This is a genomic window from Aliiroseovarius sp. M344, from assembly GCF_025140835.1.
Classification (GTDB): Bacteria; Pseudomonadota; Alphaproteobacteria; order Rhodobacterales; family Rhodobacteraceae; genus Aliiroseovarius.
The window spans coordinates 694,685-711,887 of the sequence record NZ_CP081153.1; the positions used below are offsets into that span (position 1 = coordinate 694,685).

Consider the following 17,203-nt stretch of genomic DNA (forward strand, 5'->3'; position numbering starts at 1 on the left):
TTTGAAAAAAGAGAACGGGCGGAGGAGTGATCCACCGCCCGTTTTTTGTTTGCAGGTCTCGCGGTGCTTAGCTTTCGTCGGCATAATCCGACAAGGGCGGGCAGGTGCAGACCAGATGACGGTCGCCATAGGCGTTGTCCACCCGGTTGACCGGCGACCAGTATTTGTCCACCCGGAAGCTGCCCGCCGGGAAACACCCCTGTTCGCGCGTGTAAGGACGATCCCATTCACCCACGAGGTCCACATAGGTATGCGGCGCGTTTTTCAGCGGGTTGTTTTCCGGGTCGATCTTACCGTCTTCGATCTCGCGAATTTCTTCACGGATCGCCAGCATAGCGTCGCAGAAGCGATCCAATTCGGCTTTGGTCTCGGACTCGGTCGGTTCAATCATCAACGTGCCTGCCACGGGCCAGCTCATCGTCGGTGCGTGGAAGCCGTTGTCGATCAGTCGCTTGGCGATGTCATCAACGGTAACGCCCGCGCTGTCAGCATAGGGGCGCGTGTCGATGATGCACTCATGCGCCACACGGCCATTGTTCCCGGTGAACAACACGTCGAACGCGCCTTTCAGTCGGGCAGCAATATAGTTGCCGTTCAGGATTGCTACCTTTGTGGCTTGCGTCAGGCCATCGCCGCCCATCATCAGGACATACGCCCAGCTGATCGGCAGGATCGAACCTGAACCGAAGGGTGCTGCAGACACCGCGCCCTCTTCCCCGATCAGCCCATTGCCCGGCAGGTGCGGCGCAAGATGTGCTTTGACCCCAATCGGGCCCATGCCGGGGCCACCGCCGCCATGCGGAATAGCGAAGGTCTTGTGCAGGTTCAGGTGGCTAACATCGCCGCCGATTTCGCCCAGCTTGGATAGACCCACCATGGCGTTCAAGTTCGCACCGTCGATGTAAACCTGCCCACCGTGGTCGTGCACGATCTGGCACACCTCACGCACCGTGGCTTCGAACACACCGTGGGTCGAAGGATAGGTGATCATGCACGCGGCCAGCTTGTCGCCCGCCGCTTCCGCCTTGGCGCGGAAATCATCAAGGTCGATATCCCCATTCGGCGCTGATTTCACGACGACCACGTCCATATCGACCATATGCGCCGAGGCCGGGTTCGTGCCGTGCGCCGAGATCGGGATCAGACAGATGTTGCGATCCCCCTGCCCATTGGCGCGGTGATAGGCCTGAATGGTCAAAAGCCCGGCATATTCGCCCTGCGCACCCGAATTGGGCTGCATCGACATGTCGTCATAGCCAGTGATCAGGCACAGCTTTTGTTTCAGATCCTCAATCATCTCAATATAGCCGCCGATCTGACTGTCAGGCGCCATTGGGTGGATGTATGCAAACTCGCGCCAGGTGACCGGCATCATCTCTGCCGCCGCGTTCAGCTTCATCGTGCATGACCCCAGCGGGATCATGGCGCGATCAAGGGCCAGATCGCGATCCGCCAGACGACGCATATAGCGCATCATCTCAGTTTCTGCCCGGTTCATATGAAACACGGGGTGGGTCAAATATTCTGATGTCCGCAGGCTGTCATCTGGCAGGCGGTATTCATTGTCGCTGTCGTCATAGCTGCGGGTGATGCCGAATGCGCGCCAAACACCCTCGATCACTGCGGGGCGGGTAGCCTCGTCCAGTGTGATGCCGACATATTCACTGTCGACCGGGCGCAGGTTGATACCTTCCTCGCGGGCGGATTTCAGTACGGTGTTCTGAAGCGCGCCTACATGAACTGTGATCGTGTCGAAGAAATGTTTCGAGGTAATGGTGAACCCCGCATCCTCAAGACCTTTGGCCAGACGAACGGTCTTGAGATGCACATCCTGCGCAATGGCCTTCAAACCTTCGGGACCATGGAAAACCGCATAAAAGCCCGCCATGACGGCCAGAAGCGCCTGAGCGGTACAGACGTTCGAGGTGGCTTTCTCGCGGCGGATGTGTTGCTCGCGGGTTTGCAGCGACAGACGGTAAGCCTGATTGCCGCGCGCATCGACTGACACACCGATCAAACGACCGGGCATGTTGCGTTTGTGCTTGTCGGCGGTGGCCATGTAAGCCGCGTGCGGACCACCAAAGCCCATCGGCACACCGAAACGCTGCGATGATCCGACGGCGATGTCGGCCCCCATTGCGCCCGGTTCTTTCAAGACCGTCAGGGCCAGTGGATCGGCAGACACGATGCCAACGGCGTTTGCTGCGTGCAAAGCGGTGATCTGGTCGGTGAAATCTCGGACACGGCCATAAGTGCCGGGATATTGGAAGATCGCACCAAAGACGTCGTCCGCGACAAGATCATCCTCTGGGTCGCCAATGACGATCTCGATGCCAAGGGGGGCCGCGCGGGTTTTCATCACCGCAATATTCTGTGGGTGGCAGGCTTCGTCGACGAAGAACTTCTTCGCTTTCGATTTGGCGATCCGTTGCCCCATGGTCATGGCTTCGGCACAGGCGGTGGCTTCGTCCAGCAACGACGCGTTGGCAATTTCCAGCCCCGTCAGATCTGAAATCATAGTCTGGAAGTTCAGCAGCGCCTCAAGCCGGCCTTGCGAAATCTCGGGCTGATAGGGCGTGTAAGCCGTGTACCACGCTGGGTTTTCCAGAATGTTTCGCTGGATTGCGGGCGGCGTGACGGTGCCGTGATACCCCTGACCAAGTAGCGAACGCATGACTTGGTTCTTCGCGGCGGTATAGCGCATCTTGTGCAGCGCTTCGCGTTCGGACAAAGCCGGACCCCAGTCCAGTGCTTCATTCTGGCGAATACTGTCGGGCATGGTCTGGCTGATCAGATCGTCCAGATCCCTGACGCCGACGGTTTTGAACATCTCGTCCATCTCGTTGGGCGACGGGCCAATATGGCGGCGGTTGGCGAAGTCATAGGGTTTGTAACCAGTGGGCGCGAAGGGCATGGGCTTTCTCCATACGGGGGCGTGACAGTCGGGCAGGGGCAGTCAAGCCCCTGCGCAGGTTGCTCAATTGGGCAAAGCCCGTGGTTCAGCCGATGAACTTTTTATAACCGGCTTCGTCCATGTAATCGGCCAGCGGGCTGGTGTCGGAGGCTTTGATTTTGAAGAACCAAGCTTCACCTTCAGCGTCTTCGTTGACCTTGGTGGGCTCATCCACGATGGCTTCGTTCACTTCGACCACTTCGCCGTCCAGCGGGCTGAGGATGTCAGACGCGGCCTTGACGCTTTCGATAACGACAATCTCGTCATCCTTGGAAACGGTGGTGCCGACCTCGGGAAGTTCGACAAAGACAACATCGCCAAGTTGTTCGGCAGCGTGGGCAGTAATGCCCACAACATAGACGCCGTCTTCTTCGCGCAGCCATTCATGTTCTTCGGTGTATTTCATTCTTAGTCTCCTGCTGGATTTCTTAGGTCAACGTTTATAGGTGGCGGGGCGGAACGGCATGTCCGCGACCGTGACAGGTAGGCGCTTGCCGCGCACATCGCCAAATAGTCTCGTGCCAGTTTCGGCGTGGTCGATGCTGACGTAACCCATGGACATCGGGCGTTCGATCGACGGACCAAAAGCACCAGAGGTTACGTGCCCAATCGGGGCTTCGGCATCCTCGGACGCATAAAGCTCGGTCCCGGCCCGCATTGGCGCGCGACCTTCGGGCAACAGGCCGACGCGGCGCCGGTTTGCACCGTTTTCGAACTCGGCCAGAATGCGATCCGCACCGGGAAAACCGCCGGCACGTTCACCGCCGGTTTTGCGCACTTTCTGTACCGCCCATTCCAGCGCACCCTCGACCGGTGAGGTGGTGGTGTCGATGTCATTTCCATAAAGGCACAACCCGGCTTCAAGCCGCAAACTGTCCCGCGCGCCAAGGCCAATAGGCTCGACCGTATCAATAGCAATCAATGCGCGGGCGAACGCCTCGGCGTTTGCTTCAGGAACAGAGACTTCATACCCGTCCTCGCCCGTGTAACCCGAGCGGGAAATCCAAAGTTCGCCGAATTCGCTGTCGATGATGGCGACGTCCATGAATTTCATCGCGGCGGCTGAGGGTACAAGGCTGGACAGCGCCGCTTCGGCGGCGGGGCCTTGCAGGGCCAGAAGGGCCCGGTCGTCGATCACGTCAATCTCGCAATCGGTCAAATGCGCACGCATATGGGCGATGTCGGTGTCCTTGCAGGCCGCATTGACCACGAGAAACAGGTGATCCCCGCGATTGGCGATCATCAGATCATCAAGAATACCGCCGTCGTCATTGGTAAACAGGCCATAGCGCTGGCGACCTTCAGCAAGCGATTCTACAGATTGGGGTACAATGCGCTCAAGTGATTTGGCTGGGCTTTCGCCGCGCAGGATCACCTGACCCATATGGCTGACATCAAACAGACCAGCTGCGTCGCGTGTGTGCAGGTGTTCCTTCATCACGCCCAGCGGGTATTGCACGGGCATTTCATAACCAGCGAATGGCACCATCTTGGCACCAAGCTCAAGGTGAAGATCATAAAGACCCGTTCGTTTCAGATCGTCGTGGGATGCACCCATGGTCACTCCTCCATCTGTCGCCGGAAAGCTATGGAAGCCATGCGCCCGACATCTTTCAAACGCTTGCGCGTTCAACGATGCCCTCTCTGTCCTTGTCGCCTGAGATCGTTATCCCTTCGGCGGGCATCTAGTGCCTCTCTCCAGAGTCCTGTGCGCCGCATCGGTCCATGGGCCTGAGAGTTTACCAGGGCGGTTGCTCCTTCGGCACTGGCGTTCGCCAGATTCTCCCGATGCGATGACGCTAAGTTAGCCGCCCGGATCGGTTAGAGCAAGAGCTTGAATGCAACCGCATACGAAGGCAATCTAACGCCATGCAAGACCAGTATTTTTTCGGCTACGGCTCGCTGGTGAACCGGCGAACACATGCGTTTCAGGATGCTCAGCCCGCCCGCGTGAAGGGGTGGCGGCGGGCGTGGCGACGTTCCCCGCTGCGTGATGTGTGCTATCTTACTGCGGTGCCAGACCGCGAGGATTACATCGAGGGTTTGATCGCCGTCGTGCCGGGCGCGGATTGGGCGGCCTTGGATGAACGCGAGCGTGCCTATGCGCGCGTCCCGCTAGGGCCCGAGCTGCAGCATCAAGTCGGTGAAATCGACGCTGTAATTTACGCGATTGAACATGGCAAGCACCATGCGCCGACGGACGAAAACCCGGTATTGCTGAGCTATATCGACGTGGTTGTGCAGGGCTATCTGGCTGAGTTTGGCATGACAGGGGTCAGGCATTTCTTCGAAACGACCGAAGGATGGCACGCGCCGATCCTGAACGATCGTGCGGCCCCGATCTATCCGCGTGCGCAGGCGTTGACCGAGGAAGAACGCCAGATTGTGGACGAAGGCCTGTCGCGCCTATCGGCGATTGCCAAATAATGAAATCAGGCGTGTCTGCCGTTGGTAGGGATGCGCGTCAGTGTCACATTCGCCCCGCTCGGCCATGTTCAGGACACGCGCCGACAAGCCCAAAGCGATGGCCGCGAAGATCAAACCGCCAGCGGCTTGTCCAATCAAGACCCCCGGTGCGCCCCAAAACGCGGCACCCAACATGACAAGCGGGATCGTGCCCAGGGTCTGCCGCCCCCAATTCACCCATGTCGAATAGAACGGATGCCCCAGATTGTTGAAGCTGGCATTGGTGACAAAGATCACCCCGTTGAAAAACCACGCCAATGCGAGCGGGCCACAAAATAGGTAGACCAGATCGCGGCTCAGCCCTTCGGCGTTGAACAGGTTTGCAATCGGGGCGCGGGCTAAGAACAGAATTGCGCTGACGCCAAGCGTTACGCACAGCACAAAGACCAACCCATCGCGCATCGCGCGCCGGACCCGGTCCAGCTTCCCAGCCCCGAAATTCTGACCCACGATTGGGCCGATCGCGCCCGACAGGGCGAAAATCACTGCAAATGAAACTGGTATCAGTCGTCCCACAATTGCCATACCTGCCACCGCATCCTCGCCGAACTCTGCCATGGCGCGCGTGACGTAGGCTTGGCCGATAGGTGTTGCAAACTGGGTGAGAATGGCGGGCAGAGCGATGGTCATGATTGCTGCAAAATCCACCCTGAAATCCGCGCTTTTTGGGCGATCAAGCCCGCCATGGTATCGCAGTACGGGGTAGATCGACAGCGCCGCAATGGTCGCGCGTGCGCAGACCGAGGCAAGCGCAGCCCCGGTCAGGTCCAGATCCAAACCAAAGATCAGAATGGGATCAAGCACCGCATTCACCACGCCGCCCCAGATGGTGGCCATCATGGCGCGACGGGCGTCGCCATGCGCGCGTAGGATTGCACCCCCAACCATGCCGACGATCAAAATGGGCAAGCTGGGCAGGATGATCCTGAGATAGCTTGTGGCCAGCGTTTGCGTTTCACCGGATGCGCCCAACAGTGCGGCAAGTTGTGGAACAAATATCCACACAATGGCCGAGAAGATCGCGCCAATGACAACGCCATACAGCAAAGCCGTTGCCGCGCGCCGTTTGGCTGTCTGGGCGTCGCCTTCGCCCAAAGCGCGCGCGACCAAAGCCCCCGCAGCAATGGACATGCCGATGCCGAAAGATGTGGTGAAAAACAGGATCGCGCCCGCGTAGCCGACGGCCGCCGCCAACTCGTCCCGCCCAAGCATGGAGATGAAAATCATGTCAACGAGGTCAACAAGGAAGATCGCCATCAACCCAACAGAAGCCGTCATGGACATGACGGTAATGTGGTTCAGCAGATTGCCCTCAAGAAACTTGGCCTGAGAGGAATTGCCTGTCGCCTGTTGGGTCATGCTAAACTCCTGTTGCGCCACGTCAGCATGACGCACAGAAGCCTTCTGCACCAGAGGAAGGGTTGTTTAGTGCTCCAGAACGCGGATGAAAACGTCGTTCGGGTAGCGTTGATCACCAATCGTAAAGTCAGTTTGGCCAATGCGTCGAAAGCCATGCAACAGATAAAACTCAATGGCGGGCGTATTGTCAGAATTGGTTGCCAGCCAAACTTTTTTGACGGCGCGATTGCGACAATGCCGGAACGCTTGCGCCAGCAATGCCTTCCCAAAAGAGACGCGGATATACCCGGCGATGCCATCCGCCATTTCGGACACGATGACCAGTTCGTCTGGATCACTCAAAATTGCTTCGAAGTTTGAAGCTGTAAACTCTGCCAGCGCGAAGTCGGCGAAGAACGCATTTACGCCGTGCTTGATATACGTTCCAAGCCAGACCTCGATGGAAAGAGCGGCAAGGCTGGACGCATCCGAAAGCTTTGCGGCCCGAAAGGTCATGCCTTGGCGCGGATCACTTGCATCAACGGCAAAAGCGCAGACATGTCCGGCCCGTGGCTCATGCCCGTGACCGCTTTGCGCAAAGGCATGAATAGACCGCGACCTTTGCGGCCTGTCGCCTCTTTCACCGCTGCAGTCCAGTTCGACCAGCTGTCCGCATCATATGGCCCGTCGGGCAAAAGAGACATTGCGGTTGCCACAAACTCGCGGTCTTCTTCGTCGATCACCGGGTCGGCACCATTGCGGCATAGGGTCCACCACGCATCCAGATCGCCCAGCGTCGTGATATTCTCACGCGCAACCGTCCAGAAAGCGTCCGCTTTTTCTGCGGGAACGCCGAGGGCATCCAGTGAATTTGAAACGGCGTCGACGGGCTGATTGGCCAGATAACGGGCGGTCAGCGGGAACAGGTCTTCGACATCAAATTTGGTCGGGGCCGCGCCGAATGCCGACAGATCGAAGCCTTCGATGATGTCGTCCAGCGAACTGTGCAACTCGACCGGTTGTGAAGACCCAAGGCGTGCCAGCAGGCTGAGCAGGGCCATCGGCTGCACACCGCGTTCGCGCAGATCACGGATTGCCAAAGTGCCCAGACGCTTCGACAGTGCTTCGCCTTGCGGGCCGGTCAACAAAGAATGGTGCGCAAATGACGGCACTTTGCCGCCCAATGCCTCGATGATCTGGATTTGGGTCGCGGTGTTGGTCACGTGGTCCGACCCACGCACAACGTCGGTAATTCCGAAGTCAATGTCGTCGCAGACCGATGCAAGCGTATACAGGAACTGTCCGTCTCCACGGATCAGAACCGGGTCGGATACGGACGCGGCATCAATCGAGATGTCGCCCAGAATGCCATCTTTCCAATTGATCCGCTCTTGATCCAGCTTGAAGCGCCAGTGACCTTGACCGCGTTCCTCACGCAGCTTTGTCTTCGCGCCTTCGGACAGAGCCAGCGCGGAGCGGTCATAAACCGGCGGCTTACCCATGTTCAGTTGTTTCTTGCGTTTCAGGTCCAGCTCGGTCGGCGTTTCAAAACACTCATAAAAGCGCCCCATGTCGCGCAGCTCCTGCGCGGCGGCCTCATATCGATCCAGTCGGGCGGACTGTTTTTCGAACCGGTCCCATGTCAGCCCCAGCCATTCCAGATCCTCTTTGATCGCATCTGCGTATTCCTGCTTGGAGCGTTCCGGATCGGTGTCATCAAGCCGCAAGATGAATTGCCCGCCCGATTTAGCAGCGATCAGATAGTTGAACAGCGCGGTGCGCAGGTTGCCAACATGGATATAACCGGTGGGCGAGGGGGCAAAACGGGTGGTTGTCATGGCGTGTCTCCTTGGCTCGACCCTCTTTCATACTGGCCCGCTTTTGTCCATATATTCCCTTATGAACCGGAAATACGCCCCCAATATCGCTGAAATCGAAGCGCTAGCGAATGACACCCGAATGCGGTTGCCGCCGGAGTTCATCGAAAAGGCGTTGGAAGTAGTCATACGGGTTGAGAACCTTCCAAACGCCGTGTTTCTGGCCGAGATGGAGATCGAAGACCCGTTTGAGCTGACGGCAGTTTACGAAGGTATTCCACTGGCGCAAAAAACCACCGCTGATCAACCCCAATCCCCTGACACCGTCTTTCTGTTTCGCAGGCCCATATTGGATGAATGGGCGTCGCGGGGCGATGTTTCACTGGCTGAGCTGGTGGCGCTTATCATCGTGCAACAGCTTAGCCACCATTTTAACTGGTCTAAGTCGGACATAGCCGAGATTTATAAATGGTGGGCCTGATCAACTGGGCTTCACGGGCCATTTCTTGTCCAAATCGCGCAAACCTGCACGAATAAGTTCACCCAAAACGTCCAGATCAATATCCGCGAGCTTGTTCACGTAAAGACAGGACTTGCCCATCTTGTGCTTTCCCAAACGGCCCAGAATTTCGCCATAATCGGCATATCCCGGCATGATATAAATTGAATGACGGGCTTTGCGCGGCGAAAACCCTGTGGCCAGAGAATCCCCTTCGCGACCACTGTCATAGCGATAGTGATAGCTTCCATAGCCGATGATGGTCGGCCCCCACATTGCGGGGTGATAGCCAGTTATTTTGCGAAAAACCTGGTCAAGTATCCGGGCGTCTTTGCGTTTTGACGGAGGTTCGACCGCCTCGATAAAGCGTTCGGCATCTTGGTTGGTTGCTTGGGTTTTGTTTGTTTTGCCGTGGTTCGCCATCTGAATGCCCCTGCGCGAAGGGCCCGTCACAAATCTGTGAAACCCCTATCTTTGGAATCCGACTATACTGCACGCTCTGGTTTCAACAAAATCTGATCGTTTTGGGAGGTCTCACATGAAACGCTTTGCCACACCAACCTTGTCTCGTCGTCACTTATTGATGGCTGGGGCCGCAACACCCTTTGCTGGATTGGTGGCCGGATCGGCCCGCGCCATGGCACCCCAAATGGGTTTGGCTATGACCGCCGCACAGACTGTGAAACTGGGCGGGTTCGAGGTGACGACCTTGTTGGCAGGCAACCGCACGGTGGAAGAACCGCAGAGCATTTTTGGCATGAATGTCAGTGCGGAAGAGTTCGCGGCAGCATCTGAGTCCGCAAACATCACCACCACCGCCGCACAATTCTTTTTCACGCCTACTCTGGTCAACACTGGGACTGAGCTTGTGCTTTTCGACACAGGTCTGAATGGGGACGGCATCACGGCGGCGTTGGCCGGAGCGGGCTATATGCCTGATCAGGTTGATATTGTTGTGCTGACTCACATGCATGGCGACCATATCGGCGGGCTGTCAGGAGAGGCGGGCGTTACCTTCCCCAATGCACGCTATGTCACTGGCGCGGTGGAATTCGACCACTGGGCAGCGGAAGGGAACGATGGGTTTGACACCAAAGTTGCTCCGCTTGCCGAACAAACCACCATGATCAATGGCGGCGATAGTGTCGTATCCGGCATCGAAGCGGTCGAGGCGTTCGGCCACACACCCGGCCACATGGCTTACCGGCTGGACAGCGATGGTAAATCACTGCTGATTGCGGCGGATTTTGCCAACCATTATGTTTGGTCTCTGGCCTACCCGGATTGGGAGGTGAAGTTTGACCGAGACAAGGCTGCGGCGGCTGCCACACGCAAAACGCTGCTGGGCATGATGGCCGCTGAAAAGATGCCTTTCATTGGCTATCACATGCCATTCCCGGCCGTTGGCTATGTCGAGACACGGGACGAAGGGTTTCATTACGTGCCGCACAGCTATCAGCTGTTGATGTGATGCTGCAGCGCTGGTGGGGCGATCAGCTTTCGTCTCGCCAGCGGTTCACAATGGGATAGCGGCGATCCAGCCAGAAACTACGCATGGTCAGGCGGGTTCCGGGTGCAGATTGGAAGCGTTTGTATTCAGAGATGAAGATCAGGTGTTCAACCTTCTTCACGGTTGCGCGGTCAAACCCTGCGGTGACGAGTTCGGCGACCGATTTCTCGTCGTCAATCAAACCCTCAAGAATGGCGTCCAATACCTCGTAAGGCGGCAGGCTATCTTCGTCCTTTTGATCCGGGCGCAGCTCGGCGGACGGTGGTTTGTCGATGATTGAGACCGGGATGACCTCGCCCTCCGGTCCTTTCATCCAGTCGCGGTGATTTGCGTTGCGCCAACGACATTGTTCGAACACCCGAGTCTTATAGAGGTCTTTGATCGGGTTATAGCCGCCTGACATATCACCATAAATCGTGGCGTATCCCACCGCGACTTCGGACTTGTTGCCGGTGGTTAACAGCATCGCGCCGGTCTTGTTGGACAGCGCCATCAGCAGAAGCCCACGCAGACGGGATTGGATGTTTTCTTCGGTCACGTCCGGTTTGGTTCCTTCAAATAAGGGCGCGAGTGTGTTGGTGATCGCATCGCGTCCCTCTTTGATCGGCACGAAATCATAGGTGCAACCAAGCCGGTTCGCGATGTCTTTGGCGTCATCCAGAGAGCTTTGCGAGGTATACTCAGACGGCAGCATCACGCAGCGCACATTCTCGGGCCCAAGCGCATCAGCTGCGATGGTTGCCACAATCGCACTGTCGATCCCGCCGGACAGGCCCAGCAGCACCTGCTTGAAGCCGGTCTTGCCCATGTAGTCGCGCAGGCTTTCGACCATCGCACGATAGTCTTGCTCCCACTCATCCCCATGCACAGCAATGGGACCGGGTCCGACGCGCCAGCCATCATCTGTTCGGCTTAGATCGACGTTTCGGATTTTTTCGTCAAAGGTGGCCATGCGGAAAGCAAGCTCGCCGCCCGGGTTCAGGGCGAATGACCCGCCATCGAACACCTGATCGTCCTGGCCGCCCACCATGTTTAGATAGATCAGCGGCAATCCCGTCTCGACGACCCGCGCCACCATGTGGTTCACACGCACATCAAACTTACGTCGGTAATAGGGCGAACCATTGGGGATCAGCAGAAACTCGGCGCCGCTTTCGGCGAGGGTCTCGCAGACGTCATCACCATGCCACGCGTCCTCGCAAATTGGGATGCCGATGCGGATCGGCCCCATTGCAATTGGGCCTTGCGGATCGGCGGATGTGAACTGGCGTTCTTCGTCGAATACGGTGAAATTCGGCAGGCGCTGTTTCAGGACGCGCGCGGCAACTTTGCCGCCTTTCAGTATGAAATAGGCGTTGAACAGGTCCTTGCCGTCGTGAAATGGGCCGCCGATCCCTATTGCGGGGCCGTCGGCGCAATCGGCGGCCAATTGATCCACCGCCGCCATAGCGTCGCGGAAAAACTGCGGTCGCATCACTAGGTCCTGCGTCTGATAACCGGTGATAAAGGCTTCCGGAAGCGCCAGCAGCTCGCTGCCAGCGGCCTTGGCCTGCGCCCAAGCGTCACGTGCTTTGGCTGCATTTGCGGCGATCGCACCGACGGTCGGGTTCAACTGCGCCAGCGTTAGGCGGAAATGGTTACTCATCGCGCGTATCCTTTTGGCCCGGCTGTCCTTACCGGGTTTGATCTTGCGCACAGATGTAGCAGGTTTGCGTGCGGGATAAAGACCATGCGTTGGAAAACCGTTGTTTCGGCGCGGCGGCTCGAATAGGCTTGGACCGGGTTCGCGCGGGTATTTGCGCGAAAAGGGTATTCGTTAAAAGAGGTTGGTCATGACTCCCCTTCGCACTGGTATTTGTGGTTTTACTTTAGGTCTGGCACTGGCTGCCACACCGGTCTTGGCGCAAGTCGAAACAAAGCAATACGAGGACGGCGCTGTTTACGAGGGCACGTTCAAAGGGGGTGTGCAGCACGGCATGGGCACTCTGCAACTGCCAACAGGGTATGAGTATACTGGCGAATTCGTTGAGGGAGAGATTATCGGCCAAGGCGTGGCGCGCTTCCCCAATGGATCGATCTATGAAGGCAACTTTGCTAAAGGCAAACCCGAAGGGTTCGGCAAGATCACATTTGCGGATGGGTCGACCTTCGAGGGCGATTGGGTGGACGGCAAAATCAATGGGTCGGGTCTGGCGATCTATGCCAACGGCATCAAATATGAAGGTGGATTTCGCAACGCGATGCACCACGGACAGGGGCGACTGCAAAGCCCGACAGGGTACATCTATGAAGGCGATTGGGTCGCCGGCGTGAAAGAGGGCCGCGGCACATCGACTTATGCGGACGGTGCGCTCTACGATGGTGGAATGCGCGCGGGAGAACGCGACGGCAAAGGTATCCTAACCCAAGCTGACGGCATGGTGTTTGATGGCATGTGGGTCAAGGGCCAGATGCAGGGCGAGGGCGTCCTGAAGCAAGCCAATGGCGACATCTACACCGGCAACTTCGAAGCAGGGGCGCGGCGCGGTGCGGGGGTGGTCGTTTATGCCAATGGTGACCGGTATGAAGGCAATTTCGACAACGACAAGCGCAACGGCAAGGGCCTGTTCGTGGGTGCGGATGGATATCAGTATGATGGCAACTGGGTCGCAGGCGTGATCGAAGGGCAAGGCAAAGTGACCTATCCTGATGGCTCGATCTACGAAGGACAGTTTCGTGATGGTCTGGCGGACGGCACCGGTGCGATCACTTATCCGGACGGCAACACCTATGAAGGTGTATGGAAAGCCGGTGTGATCGAAGGCAAAGGTGTCGCGCGATATGCGAATGGATCAGTCTATGAAGGGTCATTCAAGGATGCGCTTTATGACGGCGAGGGTAGCCTGACGGTGGCGGATGGCTCGTCCTATGTCGGAGGCTGGCAAGCGGGACAGCCCCACGGCCAGGGGCAGTCGAAATTTCCTGACGGCGCGACCTATGACGGCAGTTTTGTCGGTGGACTGCGCGAAGGCAAAGGCAAATACACAACAGCGGATGGCTTTTCCTATGACGGAGATTGGCGATCCGGACTGTTCCATGGGCAGGGTGCAGCGGTTTATGCGAATGGTGACCGGTATGAAGGCAGTTTCGAGAAGGGCAAACGCCACGGCAAAGGTATGGTAACCCGTGCTGATGGCAGTCAGGAAGACGGTGTTTGGGAAGACGGTGTAATTGCTGGCGCTGCAACGACATCCCCCGCGCCGGAAGTTGATAGCTCAGCCGGTGCCGCCGCAGCGGAAGCCAGCTCAGGCGCGGCAACGAACTAGGTCGCCAACTGCAACACTGCTGGTCATGGTCTGAAAAAGGGGCTTTATCTCAGGCCAAACCGCCCTATAGTCGCCCCATGGAAACGCAGACACATATCATTCCTCGCCCCGCGTTGGGCCAGAGCCTTCTGCTTCTTCTTAGCCGCCTCTGAGCGTGCCGTTTCGGCGCGACCGCTCAGAGGATATGCCAACCGCGCCACCTTCTCCGCCCCAATTGGAACTCTTGCACCCGGATCGGGTCCGTCCTATGGGGCACTTGGCTAAGACACTGACCTTAAAGAGATAAAACAATGACTAAGACATCAGATCACGTGTTGATTTTTGACACGACCCTGCGTGACGGTGAACAAAGCCCCGGCGCAACCATGACCCATGATGAAAAGATTGAGATTGCCGAGTTGCTGGACGAGATGGGCGTGGACATCATTGAAGCCGGATTTCCGATTGCATCCGAAGGCGACTTCGCGGCTGTCTCTGAGATTGCCAAGCGATCCAAGAATTCGGTGATTTGCGGGCTGAGCCGGGCGAATTTTAAAGATATCGATCGCTGCGCCGAGGCCGTGCGCCATGCCGCGAAGCCGCGCATCCACACTTTTATCGGCACCTCACCCCTGCACCGCGCCATTCCCAATCTGAACAAGGATGAGATGGCGGATTTGATCCACGAGACTGTGACACACGCCCGCAATCTGACGGACAATGTGCAGTGGTCCGCGATGGACGCCACCCGGACTGAGCATGACTATCTGTGCCGGGTGATCGAGATTGCAATCAAAGCCGGGGCCACGACAATCAACATTCCGGATACGGTGGGCTATACCGCCCCGCGTGAAAGCGCTGAGCTGATCCGCATGTTGATCGAAAAGGTTCCAGGCGCAGACGAGGTCACATTCGCCACCCATTGTCACAACGATCTGGGCATGGCGACAGCAAACTCACTGGCGGCGGTCGAAGCTGGTGCGCGCCAGATCGAGTGCACCATCAACGGGCTGGGCGAACGTGCCGGAAACACGGCGCTGGAAGAGGTCGTGATGGCCTTAAAAGTCCGTCATGACATTATGCCGTGGGACACCGGTGTGGACACGACGAAGATCATGAACATCTCACGCCGTGTGGCGCAGGTATCTGGCTTTGCTGTGCAGTATAACAAGGCCATTGTCGGCAAGAACGCCTTTGCCCATGAAAGCGGCATTCACCAGGATGGCATGCTGAAAAACGCCGAAACCTTCGAAATTATGCGCCCCGAAGATGTGGGTCTGTCCGAGACAAGTTTGGTTCTGGGAAAACACTCTGGTCGGGCTGCGCTGCGGGATCGATTGAATCAGCTGGGCATTGACGTGGGTGACAACCAGTTGAAAGATGTTTTCGTAAGGTTCAAGGAACTGGCCGACCGGAAAAAGGAAGTCTTTGATGACGATCTGATTGCGCTGATGCGGGACGGAACCGATGCGGAAAATGACCGGATACAGGTAAAGTTCCTGCGCGTGATCTGTGGCACCGAGGCTCCGCAATCGGCGGATTTGACGCTGGAAATCGATGGCGTGGATCACCAGAAAACCGCAACGGGTGACGGTCCGGTGGACGCCACTTTTAACGCCATTCAGGCATTGTTCCCGCACGAAGCACGGCTGCAGCTTTATCAGGTGCACGCTGTGACCGAAGGCACCGATGCGCAGGCGACGGTCTCCGTTCGGATGGAAGAAAACGGCAAAATCGTTACGGGCCAGTCCTCGGACACGGATACGGTCGTGGCATCTGCAAAAGCCTATGTGAACGCCTTGAACAACCTGTTGGTGCGGCGAGAAAAAACCAAACCAGAGGCGGTTTGAGACATTGACCGGCATGCGGGCGGGGCTACACTTGCCCGCATGATACGCGCCCTGTCAAACCGGACCTATGCCACGCTGTTCACTGCGCAAGTGGTGGCATTGCTTGGGACAGGTTTAATGACCATCGCGCTGAGCTTGCTGGCCTATGAGTTGGCGGGCGACGCAGCGGGCGCGGTGTTGGGCACAGCTTTGACCATCAAGATGGTGGCCTATGTCGGCCTTTCACCGGCGCTGGCAGCGATTGCCGAACGCCTGCCAAGGAAAGCTGTCATGATAGGCGCCGATCTGGTGCGGGCCGCCGTCGCGCTGGCGTTGCCCTTTGTCAGCGAGGTCTGGCAAATCTATGTGCTGATCTTCTTGCTGCAAACCGCTTCGGCCAGTTTCACACCAGTTTTTCAGGCGACGATACCCGATGTGCTGCCGGACGAGGATGACTATACGCAGGCATTATCGCTGTCACGTTTGGCCTATGACCTCGAAAACCTGCTGAGCCCAACATTGGCAGCGATGCTGTTGCTGGTCATCTCATTCCATTGGCTGTTCGTTGGTACGATCATCGGTTTTTTGTTCTCGGCGGCGCTCGTGGCGCGGACATCTTTGCCGCATCGCACGCGCTCTGACGAAAAAAGGCCATTTCGCGAACGTTTGACGCGGGGCAGTCGGATTTATCTTGCGACACCGCGATTGCGTGGATTGCTGGCTTTGAACCTGACAGCCGCCGCGATTGGCGCTTTTGTTCTGGTGAACTCGGTGGTGCTGGTTCGCGCCGACTACGGACTGGGTGAGCGCGCATTGGGTATCGCCATGGCGGCGTTTGGCGGCGGCTCTATGTTGGCCGCGATTTCTCTGCCACGCGTTCTTTCGCGCGTTCGTGAGCGCGATGTTATGGTGCCCGCCGCTGTCGGGTTGACGCTGCTGGCCTTTGCATTCGCAGGCCTGAGCTGGCGCGATGCCCTGCCACCTTGGTGGCTGTTTTTGCTGATCTGGTCGCTGATGGGGGCCTTTTACTCGGCGATCCTGACACCGTCGGGCCGGCTTTTGCGCATCTCCGCCCATTCTGAGGATCGACCGGCAATTTTTGCCGCTCAATTTGCCCTTTCCCACGCATGCTGGCTGATAACTTACCCGCTGGCCGGATGGGTGGGGCAGAGCGCAGGGCTGTCTGTAGCTCTGCTGGTGCTTGGCGGGCTTGGTGTTGTTGGCGTTCTGGTCGCGATTTGGCTTTGGCCCGCCGACGCCGAACGAATAATCGAGCACAGCCACCCCAATCTGCCACCAGACCACCCTCATATGAAAGCCAATCCCGGCCATGGGCGCCAACATGCCCACGCCATCATTATTGATGACGAACACAGGGTTTGGCCAACGCATGGCTAGGTGTGCAAAACCTACGGAAAAACAGGACATTCGAGGGCTCTATTTAAGCGATAAGCCGCTTGTGATTGTGCATTAGGGCTTTCACCTGCGCGTGCTGAGCCTTATATAT

The 17,203-nt window shown here is 57.6% G+C and carries 14 protein-coding genes and 1 riboswitch; of the genes, 6 read left to right on the top strand and 8 right to left on the bottom strand.

Annotation, left to right across the window (positions count from 1 at the left end; all coding sequences use genetic code 11):
* Positions 1 to 67: 67 nt before the first annotated feature.
* The 3 genes from gcvP to gcvT all read right to left on the bottom strand — a co-directional run bounded on the left by gcvP (position 68) and on the right by gcvT (position 4,511).
* Positions 68 to 2,914 carry an aminomethyl-transferring glycine dehydrogenase gene (gene gcvP, locus K3556_RS03395; RefSeq protein ID WP_260518325.1) on the bottom strand — a complete coding sequence of 949 codons (2,847 nt, stop codon included), beginning with the start codon at positions 2,912 to 2,914 and terminating at the stop codon, positions 68 to 70.
* 85 nt (positions 2,915 to 2,999) lie between these two features.
* Positions 3,000 to 3,359: a glycine cleavage system protein GcvH gene (gene gcvH / locus K3556_RS03400; RefSeq protein WP_260518326.1), complete on the bottom strand. Its 360-nt coding sequence runs from the start codon at positions 3,357 to 3,359 to the stop codon at positions 3,000 to 3,002.
* Between the two features lie 27 nt (positions 3,360 to 3,386).
* Positions 3,387 to 4,511: a glycine cleavage system aminomethyltransferase GcvT gene (gene gcvT, locus K3556_RS03405; RefSeq protein ID WP_260518327.1), complete on the bottom strand. Its 1,125-nt coding sequence runs from the start codon at positions 4,509 to 4,511 to the stop codon at positions 3,387 to 3,389.
* Between the two features lie 151 nt (positions 4,512 to 4,662).
* Positions 4,663 to 4,751, bottom strand: a riboswitch (glycine riboswitch).
* A 71-nt stretch (positions 4,752 to 4,822) separates the two neighbouring features.
* Here gcvT and K3556_RS03410 point away from each other — a divergent pair.
* A complete protein-coding gene (locus K3556_RS03410; protein ID WP_260518328.1) occupies positions 4,823 to 5,380 on the top strand; it encodes a gamma-glutamylcyclotransferase family protein in 558 nt (185 codons plus the stop codon).
* Here the strand turns inward: K3556_RS03410 and K3556_RS03415 are convergent.
* The 3 genes from K3556_RS03415 to gltX form a co-directional block, all read right to left on the bottom strand.
* Complete coding sequence (locus K3556_RS03415; protein ID WP_260518329.1) at positions 5,360 to 6,778, bottom strand: MATE family efflux transporter; 1,419 nt, start codon at positions 6,776 to 6,778, stop codon at positions 5,360 to 5,362. The two genes, K3556_RS03410 and K3556_RS03415, sit on opposite strands and share 21 nt — an antisense overlap.
* 66 nt (positions 6,779 to 6,844) lie before the next feature.
* Positions 6,845 to 7,273 carry a GNAT family N-acetyltransferase gene (locus tag K3556_RS03420; RefSeq protein WP_260518330.1) on the bottom strand — a complete coding sequence of 143 codons (429 nt, stop codon included), beginning with the start codon at positions 7,271 to 7,273 and terminating at the stop codon, positions 6,845 to 6,847.
* Positions 7,270 to 8,595: a glutamate--tRNA ligase gene (gltX, locus tag K3556_RS03425; protein WP_260518331.1), complete on the bottom strand. Its 1,326-nt coding sequence runs from the start codon at positions 8,593 to 8,595 to the stop codon at positions 7,270 to 7,272. Before gltX ends, K3556_RS03420 begins: the two co-directional genes overlap by 4 nt.
* A gap of 61 nt (positions 8,596 to 8,656) precedes the next feature.
* Here gltX and K3556_RS03430 point away from each other — a divergent pair, with 61 nt between their 5' ends.
* Positions 8,657 to 9,055 (top strand): metallopeptidase family protein, encoded by a 399-nt coding sequence (locus K3556_RS03430; protein ID WP_260518332.1) that lies wholly within the window; start codon positions 8,657 to 8,659, stop codon positions 9,053 to 9,055.
* Here K3556_RS03430 and K3556_RS03435 read toward each other — a convergent pair whose 3' ends face one another.
* The gene (locus K3556_RS03435) at positions 9,056 to 9,496 is read right to left on the bottom strand and encodes a DUF1801 domain-containing protein (protein ID WP_260518333.1); all 441 of its coding nucleotides are present in this window, start codon (positions 9,494 to 9,496) and stop codon (positions 9,056 to 9,058) included. It abuts the gene before it with no gap.
* Between the two features lie 115 nt (positions 9,497 to 9,611).
* Between K3556_RS03435 and K3556_RS03440 the strand changes: the two genes are divergently transcribed.
* The gene (locus K3556_RS03440) at positions 9,612 to 10,544 is read left to right on the top strand and encodes an MBL fold metallo-hydrolase (RefSeq protein ID WP_260518334.1); all 933 of its coding nucleotides are present in this window, start codon (positions 9,612 to 9,614) and stop codon (positions 10,542 to 10,544) included.
* Positions 10,545 to 10,566: 22 nt separating this feature from the next.
* Here K3556_RS03440 and K3556_RS03445 read toward each other — a convergent pair whose 3' ends face one another.
* Entirely contained in the window at positions 10,567 to 12,228 is a 1,662-nt protein-coding gene (locus tag K3556_RS03445) for an NAD+ synthase (RefSeq protein ID WP_260518335.1), read from the bottom strand.
* A gap of 187 nt (positions 12,229 to 12,415) precedes the next feature.
* Between K3556_RS03445 and K3556_RS03450 the strand changes: the two genes are divergently transcribed.
* The 3 genes from K3556_RS03450 (at position 12,416) to K3556_RS03460 (ending at position 17,094) form a co-directional block, all read left to right on the top strand.
* Entirely contained in the window at positions 12,416 to 13,888 is a 1,473-nt protein-coding gene (locus K3556_RS03450; RefSeq protein ID WP_260518336.1) for a 2-isopropylmalate synthase, read from the top strand.
* Positions 13,889 to 14,178: 290 nt separating this feature from the next.
* Complete coding sequence (locus K3556_RS03455; protein ID WP_260518337.1) at positions 14,179 to 15,717, top strand: 2-isopropylmalate synthase; 1,539 nt, start codon at positions 14,179 to 14,181, stop codon at positions 15,715 to 15,717.
* A gap of 39 nt (positions 15,718 to 15,756) precedes the next feature.
* Positions 15,757 to 17,094 carry an MFS transporter gene (locus K3556_RS03460; protein WP_260518338.1) on the top strand — a complete coding sequence of 446 codons (1,338 nt, stop codon included), beginning with the start codon at positions 15,757 to 15,759 and terminating at the stop codon, positions 17,092 to 17,094.
* Positions 17,095 to 17,203: the final 109 nt, after the last annotated feature.